This is a genomic window from Hyphomicrobium sp. MC8b, assembly GCF_905067615.1.
Lineage (GTDB): Bacteria > Pseudomonadota > Alphaproteobacteria > Rhizobiales > Hyphomicrobiaceae > Hyphomicrobium_B.
The window spans coordinates 628,251-651,141 of sequence record NZ_LR898465.1 but is presented as its reverse complement, the minus strand read 5'-3'; the positions used below and the strand labels follow the sequence as shown (position 1 = coordinate 651,141).

The 22,891-nt window shown below is 60.1% G+C and carries 19 protein-coding genes; 12 read left to right on the top strand and 7 right to left on the bottom strand.

Annotation, left to right across the window (positions count from 1 at the left end; translation table 11 throughout):
• Positions 1–39 precede the first annotated feature (39 nt).
• Positions 40–915, top strand: coding sequence for a hypothetical protein (locus ACLB1Z_RS03085; protein WP_409561985.1), 876 nt, complete (start codon positions 40–42; stop codon positions 913–915).
• Here the strand turns inward: ACLB1Z_RS03085 and ACLB1Z_RS03080 are convergent, their stop codons facing one another.
• Entirely contained in the window at positions 916–1,710 is a 795-nt protein-coding gene (locus tag ACLB1Z_RS03080) for an alpha/beta hydrolase (RefSeq protein WP_409561984.1), read from the bottom strand. It abuts the gene before it with no gap.
• Positions 1,711–1,745: 35 nt separating this feature from the next.
• Here ACLB1Z_RS03080 and ACLB1Z_RS03075 point away from each other — a divergent pair, with 35 nt between their 5' ends.
• From ACLB1Z_RS03075 to ACLB1Z_RS03065, 3 genes are all read left to right on the top strand, one after another.
• On the top strand, positions 1,746–3,725 hold the full coding sequence (locus ACLB1Z_RS03075; RefSeq protein WP_409561983.1) for a glycosyltransferase: 1,980 nt from the start codon (positions 1,746–1,748) through the stop codon (positions 3,723–3,725).
• A gap of 192 nt (positions 3,726–3,917) precedes the next feature.
• Positions 3,918–4,448 (top strand): translation initiation factor IF-3, encoded by a 531-nt coding sequence (gene infC, locus ACLB1Z_RS03070; protein ID WP_013946013.1) that lies wholly within the window; start codon positions 3,918–3,920, stop codon positions 4,446–4,448.
• A gap of 143 nt (positions 4,449–4,591) precedes the next feature.
• Positions 4,592–4,966, top strand: coding sequence for a cyclic nucleotide-binding domain-containing protein (locus tag ACLB1Z_RS03065; RefSeq protein WP_013946012.1), 375 nt, complete (start codon positions 4,592–4,594; stop codon positions 4,964–4,966).
• 489 nt (positions 4,967–5,455) lie between these two features.
• Here the strand turns inward: ACLB1Z_RS03065 and ACLB1Z_RS03060 are convergent, their stop codons facing one another.
• Positions 5,456–5,656: a hypothetical protein gene (locus ACLB1Z_RS03060; protein WP_013946010.1), complete on the bottom strand. Its 201-nt coding sequence runs from the start codon at positions 5,654–5,656 to the stop codon at positions 5,456–5,458.
• Between the two features lie 232 nt (positions 5,657–5,888).
• Between ACLB1Z_RS03060 and ACLB1Z_RS03055 the strand changes: the two genes are divergently transcribed.
• Positions 5,889–6,347 carry a GtrA family protein gene (locus ACLB1Z_RS03055; RefSeq protein WP_409561982.1) on the top strand — a complete coding sequence of 153 codons (459 nt, stop codon included), beginning with the start codon at positions 5,889–5,891 and terminating at the stop codon, positions 6,345–6,347.
• Here the strand turns inward: ACLB1Z_RS03055 and ACLB1Z_RS03050 are convergent.
• Positions 6,325–6,672 (bottom strand): hypothetical protein, encoded by a 348-nt coding sequence (locus ACLB1Z_RS03050; RefSeq protein ID WP_013946008.1) that lies wholly within the window; start codon positions 6,670–6,672, stop codon positions 6,325–6,327. The two genes, ACLB1Z_RS03055 and ACLB1Z_RS03050, sit on opposite strands and share 23 nt — an antisense overlap.
• Positions 6,673–7,087: 415 nt before the next feature.
• On the opposite strand from ACLB1Z_RS03050, the gene rpmI reads away from it, so the two are divergent.
• The 6 genes from rpmI (at position 7,088) to ACLB1Z_RS03020 (ending at position 13,538) form a co-directional block, all read left to right on the top strand.
• Positions 7,088–7,288, top strand: a complete 201-nt coding sequence (rpmI, locus tag ACLB1Z_RS03045) for a 50S ribosomal protein L35 (RefSeq protein WP_013946006.1) — start codon at positions 7,088–7,090, stop codon at positions 7,286–7,288.
• Between the two features lie 101 nt (positions 7,289–7,389).
• The gene (gene rplT, locus ACLB1Z_RS03040) at positions 7,390–7,767 is read left to right on the top strand and encodes a 50S ribosomal protein L20 (protein ID WP_409561981.1); all 378 of its coding nucleotides are present in this window, start codon (positions 7,390–7,392) and stop codon (positions 7,765–7,767) included.
• A gap of 177 nt (positions 7,768–7,944) precedes the next feature.
• The gene (gene pheS / locus ACLB1Z_RS03035) at positions 7,945–9,021 is read left to right on the top strand and encodes a phenylalanine--tRNA ligase subunit alpha (RefSeq protein ID WP_409561980.1); all 1,077 of its coding nucleotides are present in this window, start codon (positions 7,945–7,947) and stop codon (positions 9,019–9,021) included.
• A 28-nt stretch (positions 9,022–9,049) separates the two neighbouring features.
• Positions 9,050–9,700 carry a hypothetical protein gene (locus ACLB1Z_RS03030; RefSeq protein ID WP_409561979.1) on the top strand — a complete coding sequence of 217 codons (651 nt, stop codon included), beginning with the start codon at positions 9,050–9,052 and terminating at the stop codon, positions 9,698–9,700.
• The gene (pheT, locus tag ACLB1Z_RS03025) at positions 9,697–12,138 is read left to right on the top strand and encodes a phenylalanine--tRNA ligase subunit beta (protein WP_409561978.1); all 2,442 of its coding nucleotides are present in this window, start codon (positions 9,697–9,699) and stop codon (positions 12,136–12,138) included. Before ACLB1Z_RS03030 ends, pheT begins: the two co-directional genes overlap by 4 nt.
• A gap of 32 nt (positions 12,139–12,170) precedes the next feature.
• Entirely contained in the window at positions 12,171–13,538 is a 1,368-nt protein-coding gene (locus ACLB1Z_RS03020) for an NAD(P)/FAD-dependent oxidoreductase (protein WP_409561977.1), read from the top strand.
• A gap of 131 nt (positions 13,539–13,669) precedes the next feature.
• Here ACLB1Z_RS03020 and ACLB1Z_RS03015 read toward each other — a convergent pair whose 3' ends face one another.
• From ACLB1Z_RS03015 to ACLB1Z_RS03005, 3 genes are all read right to left on the bottom strand, one after another.
• Positions 13,670–14,908: a lytic murein transglycosylase gene (locus ACLB1Z_RS03015; RefSeq protein WP_409561976.1), complete on the bottom strand. Its 1,239-nt coding sequence runs from the start codon at positions 14,906–14,908 to the stop codon at positions 13,670–13,672.
• Positions 14,909–15,008: 100 nt separating this feature from the next.
• Positions 15,009–15,965 carry an iron exporter MbfA gene (mbfA, locus tag ACLB1Z_RS03010; RefSeq protein ID WP_013946000.1) on the bottom strand — a complete coding sequence of 319 codons (957 nt, stop codon included), beginning with the start codon at positions 15,963–15,965 and terminating at the stop codon, positions 15,009–15,011.
• Between the two features lie 175 nt (positions 15,966–16,140).
• Complete coding sequence (locus ACLB1Z_RS03005; RefSeq protein WP_013945999.1) at positions 16,141–16,680, bottom strand: hypothetical protein; 540 nt, start codon at positions 16,678–16,680, stop codon at positions 16,141–16,143.
• Positions 16,681–16,856: 176 nt separating this feature from the next.
• Between ACLB1Z_RS03005 and lepA the strand changes: the two genes are divergently transcribed.
• Positions 16,857–18,659, top strand: coding sequence for a translation elongation factor 4 (gene lepA / locus ACLB1Z_RS03000; RefSeq protein WP_013945998.1), 1,803 nt, complete (start codon positions 16,857–16,859; stop codon positions 18,657–18,659).
• A gap of 58 nt (positions 18,660–18,717) precedes the next feature.
• Here lepA and ACLB1Z_RS02995 read toward each other — a convergent pair whose 3' ends face one another.
• Entirely contained in the window at positions 18,718–22,704 is a 3,987-nt protein-coding gene (locus tag ACLB1Z_RS02995) for an AsmA family protein (protein ID WP_409561975.1), read from the bottom strand.
• Positions 22,705–22,891 lie beyond the last annotated feature (187 nt).

The following is a 22,891-nucleotide window of genomic DNA, read 5'->3' as shown; positions in this document are numbered from 1 at the left end:
CGTCGCACATTGCGCGACGCGCACTTCGGCGAGATTGCCATGAAGCATATAGTCTTTCTTGCCGCGTTGGCCGCAGTAACGGTATCCGCCGCTACGGCCCACGCTGAAACAGTCGATCCCGCGCAAGCCATCGCGCAGAAATTCTCAGACACGGACGCCGAGCCGCAGCAGCGGAGTTTCGCACGCCCCGGCGCAGACTACGAAGCCGACATGCTGGCGCGCGCCCACGCCGAAGAATTGGCGCGCAAACAACAAGAAGCAGAGCAAATGGCGGCAAAACCGGCCATATCGGAATCGGCACCGCAGTTTGTTCCATCATCCACAGTGTCTGCGCCACCTGTCGCGAAGCTCGCTGCACTGCCGCCGAAACCGGCCGCCGATTTGCTGCGCACACGCTCTGAACCCGCGCCGATGCCGACGCCACCCACGCGCTCCGCGGCAACCGTTCTTCTCGTTCTTGATCCCGATAACACCGGTCTCGGCTTCAAACCCGACCCGATCCTCTGCATCGACAATACCTGCTGGCTCTCGAACGGTTTTCGCGCCCCCGCGCGATCGCTGCCGCGCAATCAAGCCATGGCCTTGAGTGGTACGAACGACATGACGGCGGAATCCTGCAGCGGCAAATCGGGTTGCGTTTTTCGCAACGTCATCATTGATCCGATGCATCGCATCGACGTCATCGAGGTTGGCGAAGGCGGTGGTGCTTCATCGGGTGCGTACACCATCACCGCCGACAAAACCTGCCGCGTCGACGGCACCAGCTTGGCCTGCAGCAACGGCCTCGCAACTCAGAATTTTCGCATCTGGGTCGTGCCGGAAGCGCAAGCCGAAGCCGCAGGCGCCGTACGGCTCGAAAACACCCTTGCCGAAGGCCTTCCAGAAATCGACGTGACGTCGGCCAACGACAAATAGCTAGACCAGTTTATCGAGTTCCGAAAACAGCAGATCGAGATCCTGCGGCCGAGACAGTCGATGCTCGCCGTCCGCAATCTCGATCAGCTTGACCTTGTCGCCCGTCAAAAACGTCTTAAGTTCCCTCGTATGGGGAGCTGGCACATCAGGGTCTTGAAGTCCTTGCAAGATGACGATTGGGCGGCCCGGATCGAAAGATTCGCGCGCAAGAAGATGTTTGCGTCCATCCTCGATCAGTCTGCGCGTAATCAGATAAGGCGACGCATAGGCGGACGGCTGCCGGTAAGAGCCTGTGGCCATAATGTCGCGGCGCGTCTCTTCCGGAAAGCGCTTCCACATCAGTTCTTCTGTCATGTCCCAGGCCGGCGCGATCAGCAGCATCGCTTTGATGCGCGCAGCCTCTTGAGGCCGGTCGCGCAAGAGCCTCCGCAAAAGCAGAAGCGCAATATATCCGCCCATGCTCGAACCGATGATAACCTGCGGTCCGCTTGTTATGGTCGAGAAAATTGCGTCGGCCTCGTCGAGCCAGCGCCCGATGGTGCCGTCTTCCATGGTGCCGGACGAGCGCCCATGCGCCGAATAATCGAAACGTGTCGATGACAGTCCGCGCCCATCCGCCCATGCGGCGACGGCCGTCGCCTTCGTAGAGCCCATATCCGACATAAAACCGGAGAGCCAAAGTACTCCCGGTTCGCCTTTGGTGTGGTGGATAAACGCGATTTCCCGCACCTCCGTACCGACACCGACAGGAAGCATTTGCGGTTCAGAGCCCGGAATTTTATAGGAACTGTCCATCGTTGATCCCAACGAATCCCAATTGATGAGCTGAGATGACCAAGCCGTTGACCGTCCTGCAAGTAATACCTCGCATGCGAGCGGGCGGCGCCGAATTAGGATGTTTGCAGATCGCCGCTGCATTGGTCAAAAACGGACATCGGGCGCTGGTCGCTTCAGAGGGTGGTCCGCTCGCCGATCAAGTGGTCGCCGCTGGCGCAGAACATATCGTTCTGCCGCTCGCAACGAAGAACCCGATCGTTCTGACGCAGAATGCTTCTAAACTTGCCAGCATCATCCGTCGCGAAAACGTCTCGATCATTCATGCCCGCAGCCGTGCTCCGGCTTGGAGCGCGCTCCTTGCCGCACGACGCACCGGCATTCCCTTCGTCACCACTTACCATTCCGAGTATTCCGAGAAGGGTCGCATCAAGAACTTCTACAACAGCGTGATGGCGCGCAGCGACATGGTCATCGCCGTCTCGGATTACATGGCGCACCTCATTCGCACGCGTTATCACACGCCAGAGGATCGCATTGCCGTCATCCATCGCGCGTTCGATTCAGAGGTCTTCGATCCATCGAAACTTGCGCCCGAGCGACTGGCGGCGGTGCGCATGCTGCTCGATGCCGACGGCACGAAACCGGTGCTGATGCTTGCCGGCCGGATTACACCACGCAAGGCGCAGCACCATCTCGTTTCCGCCCTCGGTCTGTTGAAGCAGCGCGGCGTGCCGGATCTCGTTTGCGTGCTCGCCGGTGAAATCGAAAAGCCCACGTTCAAGGCCGAGCTCGAAGCGCAGGCCGAACGCCTCGGCGTTGCGCATCAACTCCGCTTTCCCGGCCATGTCCGCGACGTCGCGGCCGCCTACGCGATCAGCGACATCGCCTTGAACATCTCCGAGCAGGAAGGTTTGCCGCGTGTTGCCATCGAAGGCCAGGCAATGGGCGTGCCGCTGATCGTTTCTGATACCGGCCCCGGACGCGAGGTCGCGCTGACCGAGCCCGATGTTCCGGCGAATGAAGCTACCGGACTGCGCGTCCCTTATGCAGATCCCGAAGCCGTCGCCAACGCCGTCGCCAAAATGCTGAGCTGGTCACCCGACGAACGCAAGGCCATGGGCGCACGCGGTTCGGCTCAGGTCAGGCGCCGCTTCACCCTCGACCAGCTCAAGTCGAAGACGCTCGCCGTCTACGAGCGCGTCATCGCGAGACGAACGTCGTCGAAGCAACGCGACAAAGAACCGACCGCAAGCTCGAAGTCGCGCTTGCCTGTTTCCTGCTTCATCATTGCGTTGAACGAGGCAGACCGAATCGGAGCCACCATCGCCTCCGTTCGCGACTGGGTCGACGAGATCGTCGTCATCGATTCCGGCAGCACCGACGGGACCCAGGCGATTGCCGAAGCTGCCGGCGCCAAGGTGATCTTCAATGCTTGGCCCGGCTTCGGCCAGCAAAAGCGCTTCGGCGAAGAGCAGTGCCGCAACGACTGGCTATTGAACCTCGATGCAGACGAAGTCGTAACCCCTGATCTGCGCCGGTCGATCGAAGCCATCTTCGAAAAAGGCCCGCCAGCCCAAAGCGTCTATGGCATGGCCGTCAAAATCGTCTATCCCGGCTGGACCAGACCGCGCCCAATAGCCAATGATCACTACTGCCTCCGGCTCTATGACCGTCGGCGGGTGCGCTTTGCAAACTCGACCTTGTTTGATTCGGTTGAGCCAAAAAACGAAAAGGTCGGCCACCTCCGCGGCACCCTCTATCACCATTCGATCCGGTCGCTGGAAGATCTGGCGCGCAAGTGCGACGAGCGCGCGACTTACAACGCCTTGAATTCAAAGCAAAAATCTCCAATCGAACTCAGCATCCGGACGGTGACTGAATTCCCCGCGCACTTTCTGAAATATTACATCGCCCGTGGTCACTTCACCGGCGGCTGGACCGGCCTCGGTTTTGCAGGAATTACGGCCTATTACCGCTGGCAGCGGATCCTGCGAATGCGGGAAAACCGCAAGTCAGCTGGCCTCATATTCTGACGGCTAGCCCCTGTGCCGACCTCTGTCGCGGCCCAACATGATTTCACCACCTGACGGTCATCTCCGCTTGACTTTTAGCGCCGAGTTACGAACTCTGCGCAATCGCGAAACTCTGGCCCTAGGCCGGAGCAATTGCATTTACGACGGTGGATAACGGAAACAGCAAGAGGAGCTTTTACCATCCGTAGACCTATGCGCCCCGAGCCTCAGAGCCGGGAAAACTCAGGGCCCCGCATCAACGACCAAATCCGGGCCCGAGAAGTCCGTCTCATTGATGAGAACGGCCAGAACGTCGGCGTAATTTCAAAATTCGATGCCCTTGCCCGCGCCGAGGACGCCGGACTGGATCTCGTTGAGATCTCGCCCGACGCTGAGCCTCCCGTTTGCAAAATTCTCGATTTCGGCAAGTTCAAATTCCAGGAACAGAAGAAAGCCGCCGAAGCCCGCAAGAACCAGAAGATTGTCGAGCTGAAAGAGATCAAGATGCGTCCGGGCATCGACGATCATGACTACGACGTCAAAATGCGCGCAATCAAACGGTTCTTCGAAGACGGCGACAAGGTCAAGATCACGCTGCGCTTCCGCGGTCGCGAGATGGCGCACTCGCAGCTTGGCATGGCGGTCTTGCAGCGCGTGAAAGCCGATACCGAAGCGATCTCGAAGGTCGAAAGCGAGCCGCGTTTCGAAGGCCGCCAGATGGTGATGGTCCTGGCTCCCAAGTAACCGAGCCCCAAGTGATCGGAAGGCGGCGGGGTCTCTCTTTTACCCCGCCCTTCGCGTCTCGGTCGGCCGGCCTATGACTTGCAGACGCACACGGACGGCTCTAGCTTGATCGGACATCTCGCGCCAGACGCCGGAGGCGCCGCATGATTGACGAGCAGCCGTTCGACTTTTCTCTTCTTGACCGCATCGGCGCACCATTCCGCCGCTTCGATGCGGGCGAAAAAATCTTTCTCGAAGAAGATGCCGGCAATGCCATGTACATGGTGCGCTCAGGCCGCGTCGACGTCATTACCTACGGGATCGTCCTCGAAAACGTCCGCGCCGGCGGTATTTTCGGCGAGATGGCCTTGATCGACGACGGACCGCGAAGTGCTGCCGCAATGGCCGCCGAGCCGACGGAGGTCGTCGCCATCGACAAGCCGACATTCCTTGCCGTCATTCGCGACGATCCGCAATTCGCCCTGAGGGTAATGGGCTTGCTCGCCACCCGTCTGCGACGGACGAATAAACAAATCTGAGAAAAATTCCCTGAAATGAAATCGCCGACGACCAAGTCCGGTCGCCGGCGTTTTTGTTTGAACGGCGAATACTCAGCAGCCGTGGCGCCACATGCAGCGGCGGAACCGCGGACCGCCCCAACCCCAGCGATCTGCGCAGATATGGCGCCACCGCCAGCAGTACCGGCGCCACGCAACAGGCGCCGCAAGCGATTGATTGGCTTCAATTCCTTTAAGAGGTGCGGGCGCGAACGTCGCCGCCTGCGGTGCGGAAGCCGCAGCAGTAACACCGATCGCAACAACGGACGCTGCCAAGAATGGTGCGAGACGCATGTTCAACTCCGTTTTTGTTTCTAATCGTGCCATAAGCGCTTACGTTTGTGCGCGTGCAGAATGTCCAATTTATTGGCTGAATGGTGACTGAACATCAGAAATACGGCGGATTATTCGAAAACTTCGAAATGCATCGTTGCTCGGCGGCTAGCGTCGCAATGACAAATTGGATCAATCTCAATCGAGATCGACAATTCCTAATGCGGCTAGCGAAATGAAGGTCGCAATCATGACGATGCCGACGACGACGACAAGCGCCGGATAGAACGCCGCGAACACAATACCCGCGCGCCAACCGGTGGTTGACCGCAAGCTGATGGCGGCCGTCGGAAGTGCTGCAACAAGAAGAATGGCAACAACGAACGGATCGAGTTTCATGGCCGAACTCGCAACGGGGGGGACACAAAAGCTTCCCCAGAATGCCATATCCCGACGTCTTCACCACTCAAGCAGGGGGAAATAGGCGCAATTGGAGGAAAACTGAACTTGCCGCTGAATGCCACCACACACGACTGAAACACCCGTCTCCGCTTGACCCGAGGCAAGCGGTCGGCTTGAAGCCGCGCTGCAAAATATCCATCCTCCGCCGACAACGACGAAAGCCTCGATCATGAACCCTAAGGTCCGCGAAGCGCTTCTCTATACGGGCGTAAATCTAAGCGCGACCATTATTGATTATATCATTTTCTTGACGCTGACCCACGCCTTCGGCTGGCCCATTTTGCAGAGCGTTATATCGTATTCCATCGCCACGATCGTGAATTACGGACTGACACGAACCTTCGTTTTCCGGCATGGCCTGTCGCCGAAGTCGGAGCATCGCCGCTTTCTCGAATTCCTTGCAACGAACGCCGTCGGGCTTCTCATCACGGCCGTCGTCATCTGGTTGACGGTTCACGAATGGGGCCTGAAGCCCTTCTTGGGCAAAACCATCTCCGTGCTAATCTGCTTCGTGACGCTCTATTACGTGCGCACGCAGATCGTATTCGGAAAGGATCCCGACGGGCAGAGCGCAAGCTCACCGGAAGAAGGCACCGGCCGCGGCTTTAGAAATTCACGTGCTGGATGACATAGCTTCCCGCCGCCGCGATGATGCCAGCCAGCAGCACGAACGGCAGCACCGATACCAGCACCAGCAAAAGCTCGACGAACGCTTTGAAAATCTGCTCGGCCGCCCGCCAGAGCTGGAAGAAGCCGCGGTAGAGCACATAGATGATCGCGATTACGACGATCGCCAGTACGACGATCTTCCAGATCGGCAGCGCCTGCCAGTTAGACTGAAAGATCGCGAACATCTGGCCGAACGACCACTGCCAGACCAGATCTACGAACTTGAAGATCGCCGTGATGCCCTGCTGGAGCAAATTGACGATCTGATCAACGATTTGCCTCACGCCCCGTCTCCCCTCGCGATTTCCCGCCCCACCAACGCATTAACCATGTACTTGGTTCGGTGGTATCCATACGGATTTTCGCGATAGGGCTATGAAAACCGTCAGCCGGGATGCTTTTTTTCCGGCGCGCGTCGAAAAAGTTGCACTTTTCCCAACTCTTCCCTATAAACCGCCTCCAGAGCCGCCCGGCGAGGCATGCCGTGGCGGTTCTTATGCTTTTGAAAAACCAGCGGAAACCGCAAAAAGCATCCCTTCGCAGGAGAGTGCGGACATCTATCTGTCTGCACTTCGGACCGCAAGGTCCGTGGGCGCGACCGCGCCCCGTCGCTAGCGGCGCCCCGCGGAGGGCCAGGATACGAAGCGCGTCAGCGCAAGTGTCCGGCGCGGACCGTGACCGATAATTAGGATAAGCAAAATGCCTAAGTTGAAGACCAAGAGCGGCGCGAAAAAGCGCTTCAAGATGACGGGCACGGGCAAGGTCGTTGCGGCCCAGGCCGGTAAGCGTCACGGCATGATCAAGCGCACGGCGAAGTTCATTCAGAAGGCGCGCGGTACGGGCGTTCTGAACGATTCTGACGCCAAGATCGTCAAGAAGTACATGCCCTACAGCCGCTGAATTCTCCGGCGCTTGCGGCCGGCTCCGCGAAGCGGAGTCGCAAGCACCCAATAGAGAATCTCAGCCCACCCAATAAATCTTGAAGTTCTAGGAGCTATCCCATGGCCCGCGTCAAACGTGGCGTTACCGCCCACGCCAAGCACAAGAAAGTCATCAAGGCCGCGAAGGGCTTTTACGGCCGTCGCAAGAACACCATCCGCGTCGCCAAGCAGGCGGTTGAGAAGTCGCAGCAGTACGCTTATCGCGATCGCAAGCGTCGCAAGCGCAACTTCCGCGCCCTCTGGATCCAGCGCATCAACGCTGCCGTCCGCGAGCATGGCCTGACCTACGGTCGCTTTATCAATGGCCTTTCGAACCTCGGCATCGAAGTCGACCGCAAGGTTCTGTCCGACATCGCCATCAACGATCCGGCGGCCTTCAAGGCACTCGTCGACAAGGCGGCCGCTGCTGCCTCGTCGCCCGTCGCCAAGGCCGCCTAATTTCGGTTCGCCGAACCTCCATTATTGTCGCCCTCGGGCTTGTCCCGAGGGCCCATTCTGCTGCAAATCACCACGCGCGCCCGCGTGCTCCTTTTTCTACCGCGACATCAGCGGGGCCTGCGCATGGATCCTCGGGACGAGCCCGAGGATGACAATCTGCGAGGGCACGTCCCGCCTATGACCGACACACAAACGGATCTGACGAAACTCGAAAGCGAGCTTCTCGCCGAAATCTCTGGCGCAGCCGACCTTGCAACGCTCGATGCCGTCCGCGTCTCGAGCCTCGGCAAGAAAGGCCGCGTCTCCGAGCTGATGAGCAAGCTCGGATCGCTTCCTCCGGACGAGCGTAAAAGCTTCGGTCAGACGGTCAACGCTCTGAAGACGAAAGTTGCAGAGGCGCTCGATGCCCGCAAATCCGATCTCGAAGCCGCTGCCCTCGACGAGCGCCTGAAGACCGAACGCGCCGACATAACGCTGCCGGTCCGCGTCGGCCCCGTTGCCTCCGGCCGCATCCATCCCGTCTCACAGGTGCTCGACGAAGTCGTCGAAATCTTCGCCGACATGGGCTTCTCGGTCGCCGAGGGCCCAGACGTCGAAACCGACGAGATGAATTTCGACAAGCTCAACATCCCGGCCGAGCACCCTGCGCGCCAGGATCACGACACGTTCTATTTCTCACCGAAGGCAGACGGTTCGCGCCTGCTGCTGCGCACGCACACGAGCCCGGTGCAGATCCGCACGATGGTCTCGCAGAAGCCGCCGATCCGCATCATCGCGCCGGGCCGCGTCTATCGTATGGACAGCGACCAGACCCACACGCCGATGTTCCATCAGGTCGAAGGCCTCGTCATCGACGAGACGACCCACATGGGCCATCTGAAGTGGGTGCTGCAGGAGTTCTGCAAAGCCTTCTTCGAAGTTGATGAAGTGAAGATGCGCTTCCGCGCGTCGCACTTCCCCTTCACGGAGCCGTCGATGGAAGTCGACATCGGCGCCGAGGCCATCGGCAAGCCGGGCCAATGGCTCGAAATTCTCGGTTGCGGCATGGTTCATCCGAACGTGCTGCGCAACTGCGGTCTCGATCCGGAAAAGTATCAGGGCTTCGCATTCGGCGTTGGCCTGGACCGCCTGACGATGCTGAAATACGGCATCCCCGACTTGCGCTCGTTCTTCTCCGGCGACCTCAAGTGGCTCAGCCACTACGGATTCTCGATGCTCGACGTCCCGACCCTCGGCGGCGGGTTGTCGTCGTGAGCTGGGTATTTGATGAGGTATCTCGCAGTTGGACAGTACTCTCGCTAGTGCGCTAATCGGCGGCATCGTCTCAATAGTAAGCGTTCTAGTGGGGTGGTTCTTAGGTAGGCGCGAATATCGATCGAACCGAAAGGAGGAAATAAATGCTCTGGCCGGAGCGCTCCTGATCGAAATTCATGCGGCTGCTTGGCACATACTGAATATTCAAGAAGCGCTATTTAGAGCCGTTGAGGAGAAGATCGTGCCTACCGCGTCGGGAGTTGAAATTTATCTACCTACTCCTTCGCCAATTTATATGTCTGCAGGCCATGAGATCTCGCGCCTAGGCCCTGTCGCCGCTCAATGGCTGGTAGAGTATTATACCCATCTCGAACGCACTATGGCGAGAACGAGGAGAATCGCCGCTCTTGACGGTCGCAGAATAAAAAAGGAAGTGCGATTGAAAGCTTTTAGCGAGTGTGGCGCCGATTGGGGATACGTAGCCTGGACTGGCAGCGAATGCATGAAAGCTCTTTTGCCTTTAGCTATTCATTCGCTGACGACTGACCAGCGAGAAAGCATCATTCACTATGCAACTTACCTTGAGCGCGCCCGATCGGGAGAAAACAGATGGGCACTACCCGAAGATTCAATTGCCCTGAAGCTTATTCCCGATGATGACGAAGTAGATCTGAAATGAAATTCACGCTCTCCTGGCTCAAAGATCACCTTGAGACGAACAAGTCCGTCGATGAACTCGCGACGACTTTGTCCGCAATCGGCCTCGAGGTCGAAGGCGTCGAAGATCCGGGCAAGACGCTTGGAGCCTTCAAGGTCGCGCGCATCCTCGAAGCCAAAAAACATCCCAACGCCGACAAGCTGCAGATCGTGCAAGTCGAGATCGCCAAGGGTCAGCCGCTGATGGAAGTCGTCTGCGGCGCCCCGAATGCGCGCGCGGGCATGGTCGCGGTCTTTGCACCGCTCGGCACTTACATTCCCGGCTCAAAGATCACGCTCGAAAAGAAGCCGGTTCGCGGCGTCGTCTCGAACGGCATGATGTGCTCGGCCGCCGAGCTTGAGTTGTCCGAAGAAAGCGACGGCATTCTCGATCTCCCCGCCGAGTGGGCAGATAAGGTCGGCCAAGCCTATATCGACGTCGCCGGTCTCAACGATCCGATCATCGAAGTGAAGCTGACGCCGAACCGCCCCGATTGCACCGGCGTGCGCGGCATCGCCCGCGATCTCGCTGCGGCCGGCATGGGCACGCTGAAGCCCGAGCCGAAACTTGCGCCGCTCGACGAAGCTTTCGACTGCAAAATCCCGATCAAGCTCGAGTTCACACCCGAGACGGCGAACGCCTGCCCGGTGTTTGCCGCGCGAACGATCCGCAACGTCACGAACGACGCATCTCCCGACTGGATGCAGAACCGGTTGAAGGCCGCTGGCCTGCGCCCCATCAACGCTCTCGTCGACGTTACGAATTACATCTCACTCGATCGCGGCCGCCCGCTGCACGTCTACGACGCGCACAAGATCAAAGGCGCGCTGCACGCTCGTCTCGGCAAGAACGGCGAAAAGTTCCTCGCGCTCGACGGCAAGGAATACACGGTCGACGACACCATGTGCGTCATCGCCGACGACACCGGACCGCTGGGCCTCGGTGGCGTGATGGGCGGCGAAAGCACCGGCTGCACGCCGGAGACCAAAGCCGTCCTGATCGAAAGCGCGTACTTCGATCCCCTGCGCACCGCTGCCACCGGCCGCAAGACCGGACTGGTGACGGACGCACGCTATCGCTTCGAGCGCGGCGTCGATCCGGCGTCAGAACGCCCCGGTCTCGATCTCGCGACCGACATGATCCTGAAATTCTGCGGCGGCGAAGCCTCGAAAGCGAAAGTCGCCGGCAAGGAACCCATCGAGGAGCGGGTCATTGCGTTCGACTACGCACGCGTCGAGAAACTGTCCGGCGTGACGCTTTCCGAAGCCGAAATTACGAAAATCCTGAAAGCACTCGGCTTCACCATCACCGGCAGGCCTAACGCAGCGAAGGTGACCGTTCCGACGTGGCGGCCGGACGTCCACGGCCCCGCTGACCTCGTCGAAGAAGTCGTGCGCATCGCCGGGCTCGACCGCATCCCGGCGACGCCGCTTCCGCGCGCGGACGGCATCGCCCGCGCCGTTCTGACGGATAAGCAAAAGCGCGCCCGCCGCGCCCGCCGTCTTCTTGCGGCCCGCGGCTTCGTCGAGGCCGTGACCTGGAGCTTCATTCCGAAGGGCGAAGCTACGCACTTCGGCGGCGGCGCGGCCGAACTCGACCTCGCCAATCCGATTTCCGTTGAAATGTCCTCGATGCGTCCAGGGCTTTTGCCGGGGCTTCTCGCGTCCGTCACGCGCAATCGCAATCGTGGCGTCGCGGATGTTGCGTTGTTCGAGCTCGGTCAGGCCTATCGCGGTGAGAAGCCCGAAGACCAATACCTGAGTGCCGCTGGCGTCCGCGCCGGAACGGCGCATCTCTCCGGCTCAGGACGCAACTGGGACGGCAACGCCGCACCCGTCGGCGTATTCGACGTCAAAGCCGACGTCTTCGCCGCACTTGCAGCACTTGCAGCACTTGGAGTCGACCCGACCAAGGCCCAAATAACTCGTGATGCACCGCACTGGTATCACCCCGGCCGTTCCGGCGCACTCAAGCTCGGTCCCAAAACCGTTCTGGCATATTTCGGCGAGGTCCACCCGGCGACGCTGAAAGCCCTCGATGTCGAAGCGCCGGTCTCTGCATTCGAGATCTTTCTCGACGCTCTGCCGCCCGAGAAGAAGAAGTCGCGCGCCAAACCGCCGCTTACGACTTCCGACCTCTTGCCGGTCACGCGTGACCTCGCCTTCATCGTGCCCAAGGATGTACCGGCAGGCGACGTCATAAAGGCGGCCGCGAATTCCGATAAAGCCTTGATCAGGGCGGTGAATGTGTTCGACGTATTCGAAGGCGGCAGTCTCGCTGCCGAGGGCAAGAAGTCGGTTGCGATAGAGGTAACGATCCAACCTGCGACGGAAACCCTCACGGATCAGGCTATTGAAACGATCACGAAAAAAATAGTTACCGATGTTAAAAAGGCGACTGGCGGAGACTTACGCTCCTAAAGCCGCCGCCATGACATGCGCATGAGGCCAAGATGAATTCGCTCCCCGCCGCGACCACCGCTCAAGCCGAAAGCGTGACCGACGAAAAGCACCCTTACCGCATCGTCATCGTTGGAGGCGGCGCCGGCGGTCTTGAACTCGCAACGCAGCTCGGAAACAAGCTCGGAAAATCCGGTAAAGCGGAAGTCACCCTGGTCGACCGTGCTCGCACCCACATCTGGAAGCCGCTTCTCCACGAAATCGCGGCGGGCAGCATGGACACGGGCCGCCACGAGCTGCCTTACCAGGCGCAAGGTCACTGGCACGGTTTTCGTTACCGCTACGGCGAGATGATCGGTCTCGACCGCGCGGGCAAGCGCGTGCACCTAGGCGCGACGTACGACGAGGATGGTCGCGAGATCACGCCGGATCGCTGGTTCCCCTACGACACTCTAGTGATCGCTGTGGGCAGCATCTCGAACGACTTCCGTACGCCGGGCGTCAAAGAAAATGCGATCATGCTCGACACGCCTGAGCAGGCCGAGCGTTTCAACCGCCGCATCCTGAATGCGTGCGTGCGCGCCTATGCGCAGCCTGGCCCCATCAGAGACGGCCAATTGCACGTTGCCATCATCGGCGCAGGCGCGACCGGCACGGAACTGTCGGCGGAGTTGCATCACGCCGCGCGCGGCCTCGTGGAATTCGGTCTCGACAAAATCGATCCCGAGAAAGACTTCAAGATCACGTTGATCGAAGCCGCGCCACGCATTCTGCCCGCGCTGCCTGAGCGTCTCTCCAAAGCGACAACGAACATCTTGCACAGCATTGGCGTCGAAGTTCGCACCGGCAGCGCCGTGACGAACGTCAGCAAGGAAGGCGTGACGCTGGCGAATGGCGATTTCATCCCATCCGAGCTGGTCGTTTGGGCCGCGGGCGTCAAAGGCCCCGAAGTTCTATCGAACCTCGACGGCCTCGAAGTCAGCCGCATGAACACGCTCGTCGTGAGGCCGACGTTGCAGACGACCGTTGACGACAACATTTTCGTCATCGGCGACGCAGCCTATCTGGTGCCCGAAGGCGAGACGGCGCCTATTCCGCCGCGCGCTCAGGCGGCACACCAGGAATCGAGCCACCTCGTCACGCAGATTCAGCGCCGCATGAAAGGTGAGACGAAGCTTGCACCCTTCAAGTATCGCGATTTCGGTTCGCTTGTGTCGCTCGGCAAGTATTCTACCGTCGGCAACCTGATGGGCTTCATCGACGGCAAGTCGCTGCGCATCGAAGGCTGGTTCGCGAAGATCATGTACCGGTCGCTATACAAAATGCATGAGATCGCCTTGCACGGATACGTGAAGGTCTTCCTCGACACCCTGTCACGACTCCTGACGCGTCGCACGGAACCGCAGGTCAAGCTGCACTGATTGTTGGCGCCGCCGACACGCGTTTCGCGAGGCGGTCGGCGGCGCTACCGGCATAATCCACGGTTGTCAGCTTGGAGTCCGCGCGTGCGGCGGCCCCCGCCAAGCGGAGTCGCACGCGCCATCATAAAGCCTTAACTCCGCTCTCTCAGCGCCGTCAGCAGGTCCGCCGTCGGATAGCTGTCCGCCGGCAGCCCGAACTTCATCTGCATCGTTTTCACGGCTGCGCGCGTGTTGGCGCCGAGCTTGCCGTCAACCTCGCCGACGTCCAGGCCACGGCGCTTCAACAGGCTCTGAACCTCTTTGATCTGCTCGTAGCTGAGCGACGCGACGTTGCCGTCGGCCCGCGTCAGGTTCGGAGCACCAGCCATGCGAGCGGCAAGATGCGCCGCCGTCAGGGCATACGTCAGCGACTGGTTCCACTGCGTGTAAACGTCGAAATTCGGGTACGCCAGGAACGCGGGTCCGTGCCGTCCCATCGGCAAGACGAGCGACGCCGGGAGATTGTCGGCAGGCAGCGGCTTGCCGACGCCCTCGACGCCCCATGCCACCCATTGCGAGCGCGGCAGCTTGATCGCCAGATCCGCTTTGTCCCAAGGCAGATCCTTGGTGACGCGAACCTGTTCCAGCCACGGCTCACCACGCTTCCATCCCATCGACTTGAGGAAGTTTGCGGTCGAGCCGATTACGTCGGCGTTGTCGCGAATGAGATCGACGCGGCCATCGCCATCGAAATCGACGCCGTAGTTCAGATAGTGCTGCGGCAGAAATTGCGTCTGACCAAGCTCACCTGCCCACGATCCGATCATCTGATCCGGAGTGAGGTCGCCGCGCTCAACAATTTTCATCGCGGCAATCAACTCGCCCCGAAAGAAATCGCCGCGGCGGCAATCCCAGGCTAGCGTCATCAGCGAACGCAGAATGGACAGCTTGCCCATGCCGCCGCCGAAGTCGCTTTCGAGCGCCCAAAAGCCCGTGATGACCGGACCCGGAACGCCGTACTGCTGCTCCGCGCGATCAAAGATCGCCTTGTAGCGCTTGAGATACGTTTTACCCGTCTGCTCGCGGTTCTTGGTCGCAAGCTTGAAATAGAAGTCGATGAACGTCTGCGAAAAAAAGCCCTGCTTCCGGTCGCGAGCGATCGTACCCTGGTCCGGCGTCAGGCCCCCGATCGTTTCTTCGATCGTCTCCGGCCGAATGCCTTGAGCGATGGCGTCACGCTTGAAATCGGCGAGCCACTGGTTGAACGGCACGGTGTTCTGGCAATTGCGCTTGTTTGCCGGTGGCGGCGGCGTGTTCTCCGCATGGGCACTGGCGGAAAGCCCCGCAAGCATGAAAGAGGCGATCGCTGAAACGATAAAACCTGCGCGCATAGAGGAATGCCTTCGGCCGTTGACGTAGGGCCGGCACATTGCCGACAGTCTGGAGAGCGTCAAGAGACTATGGCCTCAGTGAGGCCTTTAGCGCATTCGTCTACGCACTACCGATCAGAATGCCAACAGCAAAGACGATCAGACCGCCGACAACCACCTCCAGCGCCGCTCGCCAGAACTTCGTTTCCATGTACCGCGAGCGGATTCCCGCGATAATCCAGAGTTCAATGAACACCACACCGATTGCGATCGTGGTAGCCGTCCGAAAATCGGAAATGAGATAGGGCATCGTATGCCCGAGGCCGCCGACCGTCGTCATCGCGCCCGTTACCGAACCGCGGAGCCAAGGGTTGCCGCGGCCCGAAATCTCGCCGTCGTCGGACAAAGCTTCGGCAAACGCCATCGAAATGCCGGCGCCGATCGACGCCGCGATGCCGACGAGAAACGTCTGCCAGGTGTTATGGGTCGCAAATGCCGCCGCAAAGATTGGCGCCAGCGTCGAGATGGAGCCGTCAATCAGGCCGTTCAATCCCGGTTGCACGTACTGGAGAACGAAGGACCGTCGCGCGGTCTCGTCTTCGCTCAAACGCGCCTCATTCGTCAGCTCAACATCGGCGAGATGCTGCGCGATGCTTATATGCTGGCTTTCCGTCTCCAGGAGATCGCCGAGCAACTTGCGGATGTCGGCGTCCGTCGCCCGCTTCAACGCCGAGGCATAGAATTCGCGCGTTTCCTCCTCGATCTCCTGTGCCTGCCGGCGAACTTTCCCGATGCCGAGTGGCCGCACCATCCAGATCGGATCATGCCGCACGAGGCCCGAAACGTCGTGGCGGCGGATGAGTGGAATGTGATTGCCGAACTTGCGCTTGAAAATTTCGATCAGGCTGCGCCGGTGGGCGTTTTCCTCTTCGCCAAGCTCCGTGAAAATCTTTGCGCTGGCCGGATACTCGGCGCTGAGACCGGCGGCATAATCGGAATAGATCCGGCTGTGCTCCTCTTCCAGGGAGATCGCGAGGGCAAGAATCTCGCGCTGATCGAGATCGGTGAAACGACGCATGGCGGCCTGATTAAAATTTAGAATTATTCTAATTTAACATCCTGCCAGCCGGTCGTACAAGATCCCTCATGTCGCGGCGATGATGGCACAAGGGAAGTCGTGGCCGGATCAAACGAAAACGCCGGCCCAACGGACCGGCGCTGCCGAAGAAGAAAAGCTCGGAGATATAAATGCCTTAGCGCGAATTCGGCTTATTCATGCCTTTGACGGCGTTCTGCTGCGCTTCCATCCAACTCGACATGGCCTGCTGCCAGCCCTTCTGCCACATTTCGGCAGCCTGCATCCAAAACTGGATGGGGTTCGTGGCGCCAGCCGCGAAATCGGGCATGCCAGGGAAGCTTGCCCCAGCGCCGGGGAACTGCGGCATGCCGGCGCCGAAGCCTGAAACATTCGAGAAGTTCGGGAACTGGCCCGGAGCCCCCAGCGCCTTGACCTGCTTTTCCCAGACATCCATGACCTGATCGACCGCCTGCAATTGCAGCTTGGAAGCGCTCAGCATCTGTTTCCGGCTCAACTCGACGAAATCGGTGGGCCAGCCGAGCGACTTTGCCGCTTCGGCCATCTTGTCGAACACAGCGTTGCTGTTCTTTTCGCCCAGTTCGGCGAGTTCGGCCCGCCAATTCGACATGGCGTCGAAAGCCTGTATGACCGCCTTCTTTGTATCCTCGCCGAGTTTCGTGAAAGCCGGGTTGGCTTCGAAGGGTGAGTTCGCCATATCGCTTCTCCAGGGGCTCATGATCGGCACAGAGGGACGGTGAGCAATTTTCGCACACCCCACCCCCGGTTGCCACACCTCTTATAGGCCATGCGGCGATCAAAACGGCTCGGAAGTCGCCCTAAAGCCTTAACGCCCCTTTTGCCGCCCAGTTCCGGGTGCTATGAGCCCGGCCCATGACAGCCATTTCACACATTCGAAATTTTTCGATCATCGCCCACATCGACCACGGCAAATCGACCTTGTCCGACAGGCTGATTCAGCTCTGCGGCAACGTCTCGAACCGTGAGATGAAGGAGCAGATCCTCGACTCAATGGACATCGAGCGCGAGCGTGGCATCACCATCAAGGCGCAGACCGTCCGTCTCGACTACAAGGCCAAAAACGGCGAAATCTACCAGCTCAACCTGATGGATACGCCCGGCCACGTCGACTTCGCCTACGAAGTCTCGCGCTCGCTGGCGGCCTGCGAAGGCGCAATCCTCGTCGTCGACGCGAGCCAAGGCGTCGAGGCCCAGACACTGGCCAACGTCTACCAAGCGCTCGACAACAACCTCGAAATCCTCCCCGTACTGAACAAGATTGATCTGCCTGCGGCCGATGAGGACCGCGTCAAAAAGCAGATCGAAGACGTCATCGGCATCGACGCCTCCGACGCGATCGGCGTCTCGGCCAAGACGGGCCTCAACGTCGAAGCTGTTCTCGAAGCCATCGTCGAGCGCCTGCCTGCTCCGGAAGGCGACGCCAAGAAGCCGCTGAAGGCCATGCTCGTCGACAGCTGGTACGACGCCTACCTTGGCGTCGTCGTGCTCGCCCGCATCATTGATGGCACCCTAAAAAAGGGCCAGCGCGTCAAACTGCTTTCGACCGGTGCCACCTATCAGCTTGAGCGGGTCGGCATCTTCCGTCCCAAGCAGCAGATGTTGGATCAGCTCGGCCCCGGCGAGATCGGTTTTTTCACGGCCGCGATCAAAGAGGTCGCCGACACCCGCGTCGGCGATACGATCGTAGATGAAAAGAACCCGGCGCCGGAAGCACTTCCGGGCTTCAAACCGGCGCAACCCGTCGTATTCTGCGGGCTCTTTCCGGTTGATGCCGCTGACTTCGAAGACCTGCGCGATGCGATGGCGAAGCTGCGCCTCAACGACGCGAGCTTCTCATTCGAAACGGAAAGCTCCGCCGCCCTCGGGTTCGGCTTCCGCTGCGGCTTCCTCGGTCTTCTCCATCTTGAGATCATCACCGAGCGTCTCGAGCGCGAGTTCAATCTCGATCTGATCACGACGGCCCCGAGCGTCATCTATCACTTGCACATGAACGACGGCACGATGATCGAGATGCACAATCCGGCCGACATGCCGGATGTCGTCAAGATTGATCACATCGAAGAACCATGGATCGAAGCCACGATTTTGGTGCCGGATGAGTATCTCGGCGCGGTGTTGAAGCTCTGTCAGGATCGCCGCGGCCGCCAGAAGCAGCTCACTTACGCGGGCTCCCGCGCTATGGTCGTCTACGAGCTGCCGCTGAACGAAGTCGTCTTCGACTTCTACGATCGCCTGAAGAGCGTCTCGCGTGGCTATGCCTCATTCGACTATCACATCAAGGACTATGAAGAAGGCGACCTCGTCAAGCTGTCGATCCTCGTCAACAGCGAGCCAGTCGATGCGCTGTCGATCGTCGTCCATCGCTCACGCGCTGAAAGCCGTGGCCGCTCGATGTGCGAAAAGCTGAAAGAACTGATCCCGGCGCACCTCTTCCAGATTCCGATCCAGGCCGCCATCGGCGCCAAGGTCATCGCCCGCGAAACGATCAAAGCACTCCGGAAAGACGTTCTGTCAAAGTGCTACGGCGGCGACATCACGCGTAAGCGCAAGCTGCTCGACAAGCAGAAGGCCGGCAAGAAGAAGATGCGTGAATTCGGCAAGGTCGAAATCCCGCAAGAGGCGTTCATCAACGCCCTCAAGATGGACGACAACTGAGATCAAGCGGCGCGCTGGCAGCGCGAGCTTTCGGTCGGCTGGCGGCCCGGTCCAGTTCTCAGGGATAACCGCCGAACGACTTCATCATTTCGTCGGCCGACGTGCGCCGCTTGACGGGTTTTGGTGGCAACGTCGTCCGTGTGACCGTCGGCTTCACGGCCGGAACCGGTTTCGGAACGGGCAGTCCGGTCGCCGGATCAATCGCAGCCGGTTGTCCGACGGCAGTTTGTCCGCCACTCGCCGCGTTGCGGGCCTGACCATTCAAATTCTGCGGCTGGGGCTCCAATGTGGATCGATTGTACGGCTGTTGCCCCGCCCTGGAGGTAGGCGGCGTCGATCCGAAGAAATCATCCGGATCGTTCTCACTGGTGCCCTGAGACGGCGCCGCAGTCCCCGCCGACTCTGGAATGACCGGCGGCAATTGCTGCTGCTGGATCCTTTGCTGAGCCGCAGCGCGATCCGCTGCTTCTTTCCGCTTAACGTCCATTTCCTTCTGCAGCCGCGCGCGTTCTTCGTCCGCGCGCCGCGCCTGCTCGAGCTGCTCCACGTTGCGCTCCATCTGGCGCACCGCGAGTTCACGCTGCAGATCGCTGACATCGGCGCTCACCGATAGCGAGGCAAGCCGGCCGAGTTCCCCGCTGTAGAGCACGATTGCAGCCGGCAGTTCAGATTTCGTCGTGGCCGCGGCCTTGCGTTTTGCCGTCTGCGCCGCGGGTGCGAGCGCCGGCGGCACTACAGATGTCAGTTGGAACGAAGCGCTCATGCCAAGCGTTGCAAGATCAGCCGAGACAGCTCCCTCGGCCGTGCCGACCACGCTGCGCAGATCGATATTGCTGAGCTTCAGCGTTCCATCGGAAACGGAAATCGCAAGCTTGCGGTCTCCCAGCGCCAACTCGGACGATCCAACCTCGCTGACCAGCGCATTCGCAATAGATGACGGGTCATTCTGAACGGTGCCCGAGATCACATCGTCGACGACGTTCGTAACGGCGGTCGGCGACGGCCCTGTCAATCCGGCTCCGGATAGGGTTGCTGTACCCGATCCCGTCATCACGGCGATCAGCCCTGCCGGGCTTTGCGCCCGCGCTTCTGTATGCAGCTCGAAGGCGCCCGAGCCTTTGCCGCCCGAATTGAGCGTCGCCAGCTTCACATCATCAAGCTTCAACTCCGATGCGAATGCGACGCCGTTCGAAACCTTCTCCAGGCTGGCATATCCGGCGAACTGGCCACCGGCCGCCGCCGCTTTAATATCGGTGATCGACAGCTTTCCGGGCGCGAGCGCAACCATCATCGTGCCGTCGCCCGTCGCCAATCCCTCGCTCAACCCCAGCGATTTGAAACCAACCTTCAGCGCTACCATTGTGTTGCCGAGCGCTGCAAAATCAAAAAGCCCTTCCGGCCAGACTTGCGCTACAGCGGCGCCATTGACGGCGTTCGGATTAGGAGCACTTGGCGCTGCTGAGACGGGAACAGTCGAGGGCGCATCCGTCACGGCCGACAACAGGGCCGGAACCATAACGCGATTGGCGAATATATTGCCGTCGATCTTCGTCGCTCCGCTCGCGGTCGCAGCCGTCACCCGCCCCGACAGCAAGGATTCTCCCAGCGACACGTTCTGCGCCGTGACGATCCACGCGCCCTTGTCGCGATGGAGATCCAACGTACCCTGCAACGGAACAGCCGTCAGACCGCCGGGCAACGATAGTCCGGCAACGGCGAAAGCTTGCGCGCTTTGTGCGGCTTTGACGTTGAGCAGCCCGTTCAAGGCAAGGTCCGATGTGTCCGGCCATTGGGCGCGCCCGCGGAACCGCATATCGAAATCTTGCGACGAAATCTCGATTTGCGACACGGCACCGGAGCCCAGCGTGCCACTGGTCAGCAGCGACGCCAACGCCGGCTTCTGCGATTCGGCTGCGATACCACTACTGTCTCGCCCGAGAGTCGCAAGAAGCCCGGACAGCGTCGGCGCATCGAGCGTCGCCTGCAGCCGGCTCGGCTGGGTGCGCCAATTCGCAATGCCCCCGTCGAACTCGGCCCTACCGTCAAACTTCGAACCGTCGAGCAGGCCATCGAACGTCAAGTCGGCGGTCTTCGGCCCTCGAAGACCCAGACGAACGAGGCCCGCGATCTTGCCGTCTTTCAATCCGCCGAAGCGATCCTCTCCGACCACATCGAGCAGACCGGCCTTGCGAATGAGATCCCGCATCGCATCTGCGGAAGGCCCGACAAGATCATAAGCCAAGGTCCCGACCGGACCGCTGTCCTGCGTTTCGATCCGACCCTCAAGCCCGATTTCGAGGCCGCTGTCTGTCGTCAGTTTCGCGACCGGCAGACTGACCTTCCGTCCCTGGATCGCGAACGACACGTCGACATCCCGGTAGCTATCTTGGCCATCCGTCAGCCGCCCCGCGATTACGCGCAGACGAACATCGCTCGGCAGGTCTTCATCCGCTTTGCGATCATCCTTTCGAGACGCCAATCCAAGCGATTTGCGAAACTCGGAACGCAGCGCTTGGGAGATCTTCGGAAAGACCACCTGCGTATCGAGATCGGCGGCCTGAAGCATCAGCTCCGTGCGCTCTCGATCTCCGTGCGTCACCTTGAGTTCGCCCGCGAGCGGCTTACCTGAAATGTCGCCCGACGCGTCTGTCAGGAAAAATCTCTTATCGTCAATTTCGAGCTTACCGGCCGCCGAGTATGCGCCATCGGCGTTAACGTCGATCGGGATGCCGGACTTATCCGCCCACGCCTTGAAACGCCCGAAGCTAGCCCCGCCGATGAACCCTCGGCCTAGGAAGCTCAGTTTGCCGTCCTTGCTCCTCAAATCGCCCGCGAGATCGAGACGCGATCCGCCCGGCAGGCTCACCTTGAAGGTCTTGAGATGCGTGACGCTTCCCTGCCGTTCGGCATCGATTGAAAGGCCGCCGGCATTCTCGCCGCCGATCTTGACCTGTTCGAGATTGATCTTCGCCGATGCCTGGCTGTCTCCCGCGACCGACTGCATCAGCCCAAGCGCGAGTTGCCTCAGCTTCGAAAACCCAGCGCCGCCCTTGCCTGCGCCCGCCAGCCAGTCGATGTCGAGCCATTTCGAATTGAGCGTCACATCAAGTCGCGGCGACGGCGACCAGCTTGCAACGGCCGCCCCCGTAATGGTCTGCGGTTCGGCAGCGTTATCGAGCGTCAACGTCAGGTTTTCGAGCTTGGCCGCCAGTGCATCCGCCGTCACATCGGAGCGAAGATCGATAAGCGGCGGCGGCGCTTTTCCGTTCGGTTCGACCGTTGGGCTTCCCGGCACTTGGACTTTCCCGGTCCATCGCCCCTTGAACGTTGTCTTTTCACTGGCGTTATAGACCCGCCCATCGAGCGTCAGAACGTTTGGCGAATGGTCCGTACGCGCCGAAAGCTTGAGTGCGAACGCGCCGTCACTTGCCGGAACGTCCGTTGCAAATTTGACGTCATGCTCGGTTCCGGCCCATGACGCCGAACCGTTGAACCGGAACGGCCCTCTGATCCCATCTGCCGAAAACACCCCGTCGATACCGTCAACGGCAGCGATCTGCTCTGACGCAGCGTTGTAGATCGACACTGCGCCGTCCGTGATCTGCACCGACCGCAGCGCGACGTCGCGCGGAACGAACGGCAAATCGCCTGCCCGCAATTCGATCTTCGACCAGTTACCGACGCCCTTGTCGTCGACGGACAAGCTGAGAACGGGCTTTTCGAGTTCGATCTGGCTGGCTTCTAGTACGCCGCGAAGCATCGCCGCCACCGAAAGCCACATCGTGAAGCTGTCGGCGCGAATGAACGGCTGTCCGGTCTGGCCAGAAACGCTCGCGATACGGACTTTCTCGAATCGGACGTAGGGAACCGGCAGGATCTTTAAGTTGACGTTGCCACCGACGCGCACGTCACGGCTCAGCACCTTCGAGGCTTCTTCCTCGAAAACACCGCGATAGCTGTTCCAGTCGATGAAATTCGGCACGGCGAACAACGCTGCGAAAATAGCAACGAGGAGCCCGCCGAGGAATAATAGCCCGTTGTTCATGAGCGTCTCTTGCAGTCGTGCTCGACACGCAATGCACACCGGCAGACGTGATCGAAGCTACGCCCTTGCCGCGCCCACCTGTATGGCACGTGAGCACAATACTCTGAACTTGAAATTTGGCTCATTTCCAGGCGTTTGACGTTTTTTGGGCCGTATTTTGGTCTGCTGTTGCCGGAACCTCGATCCA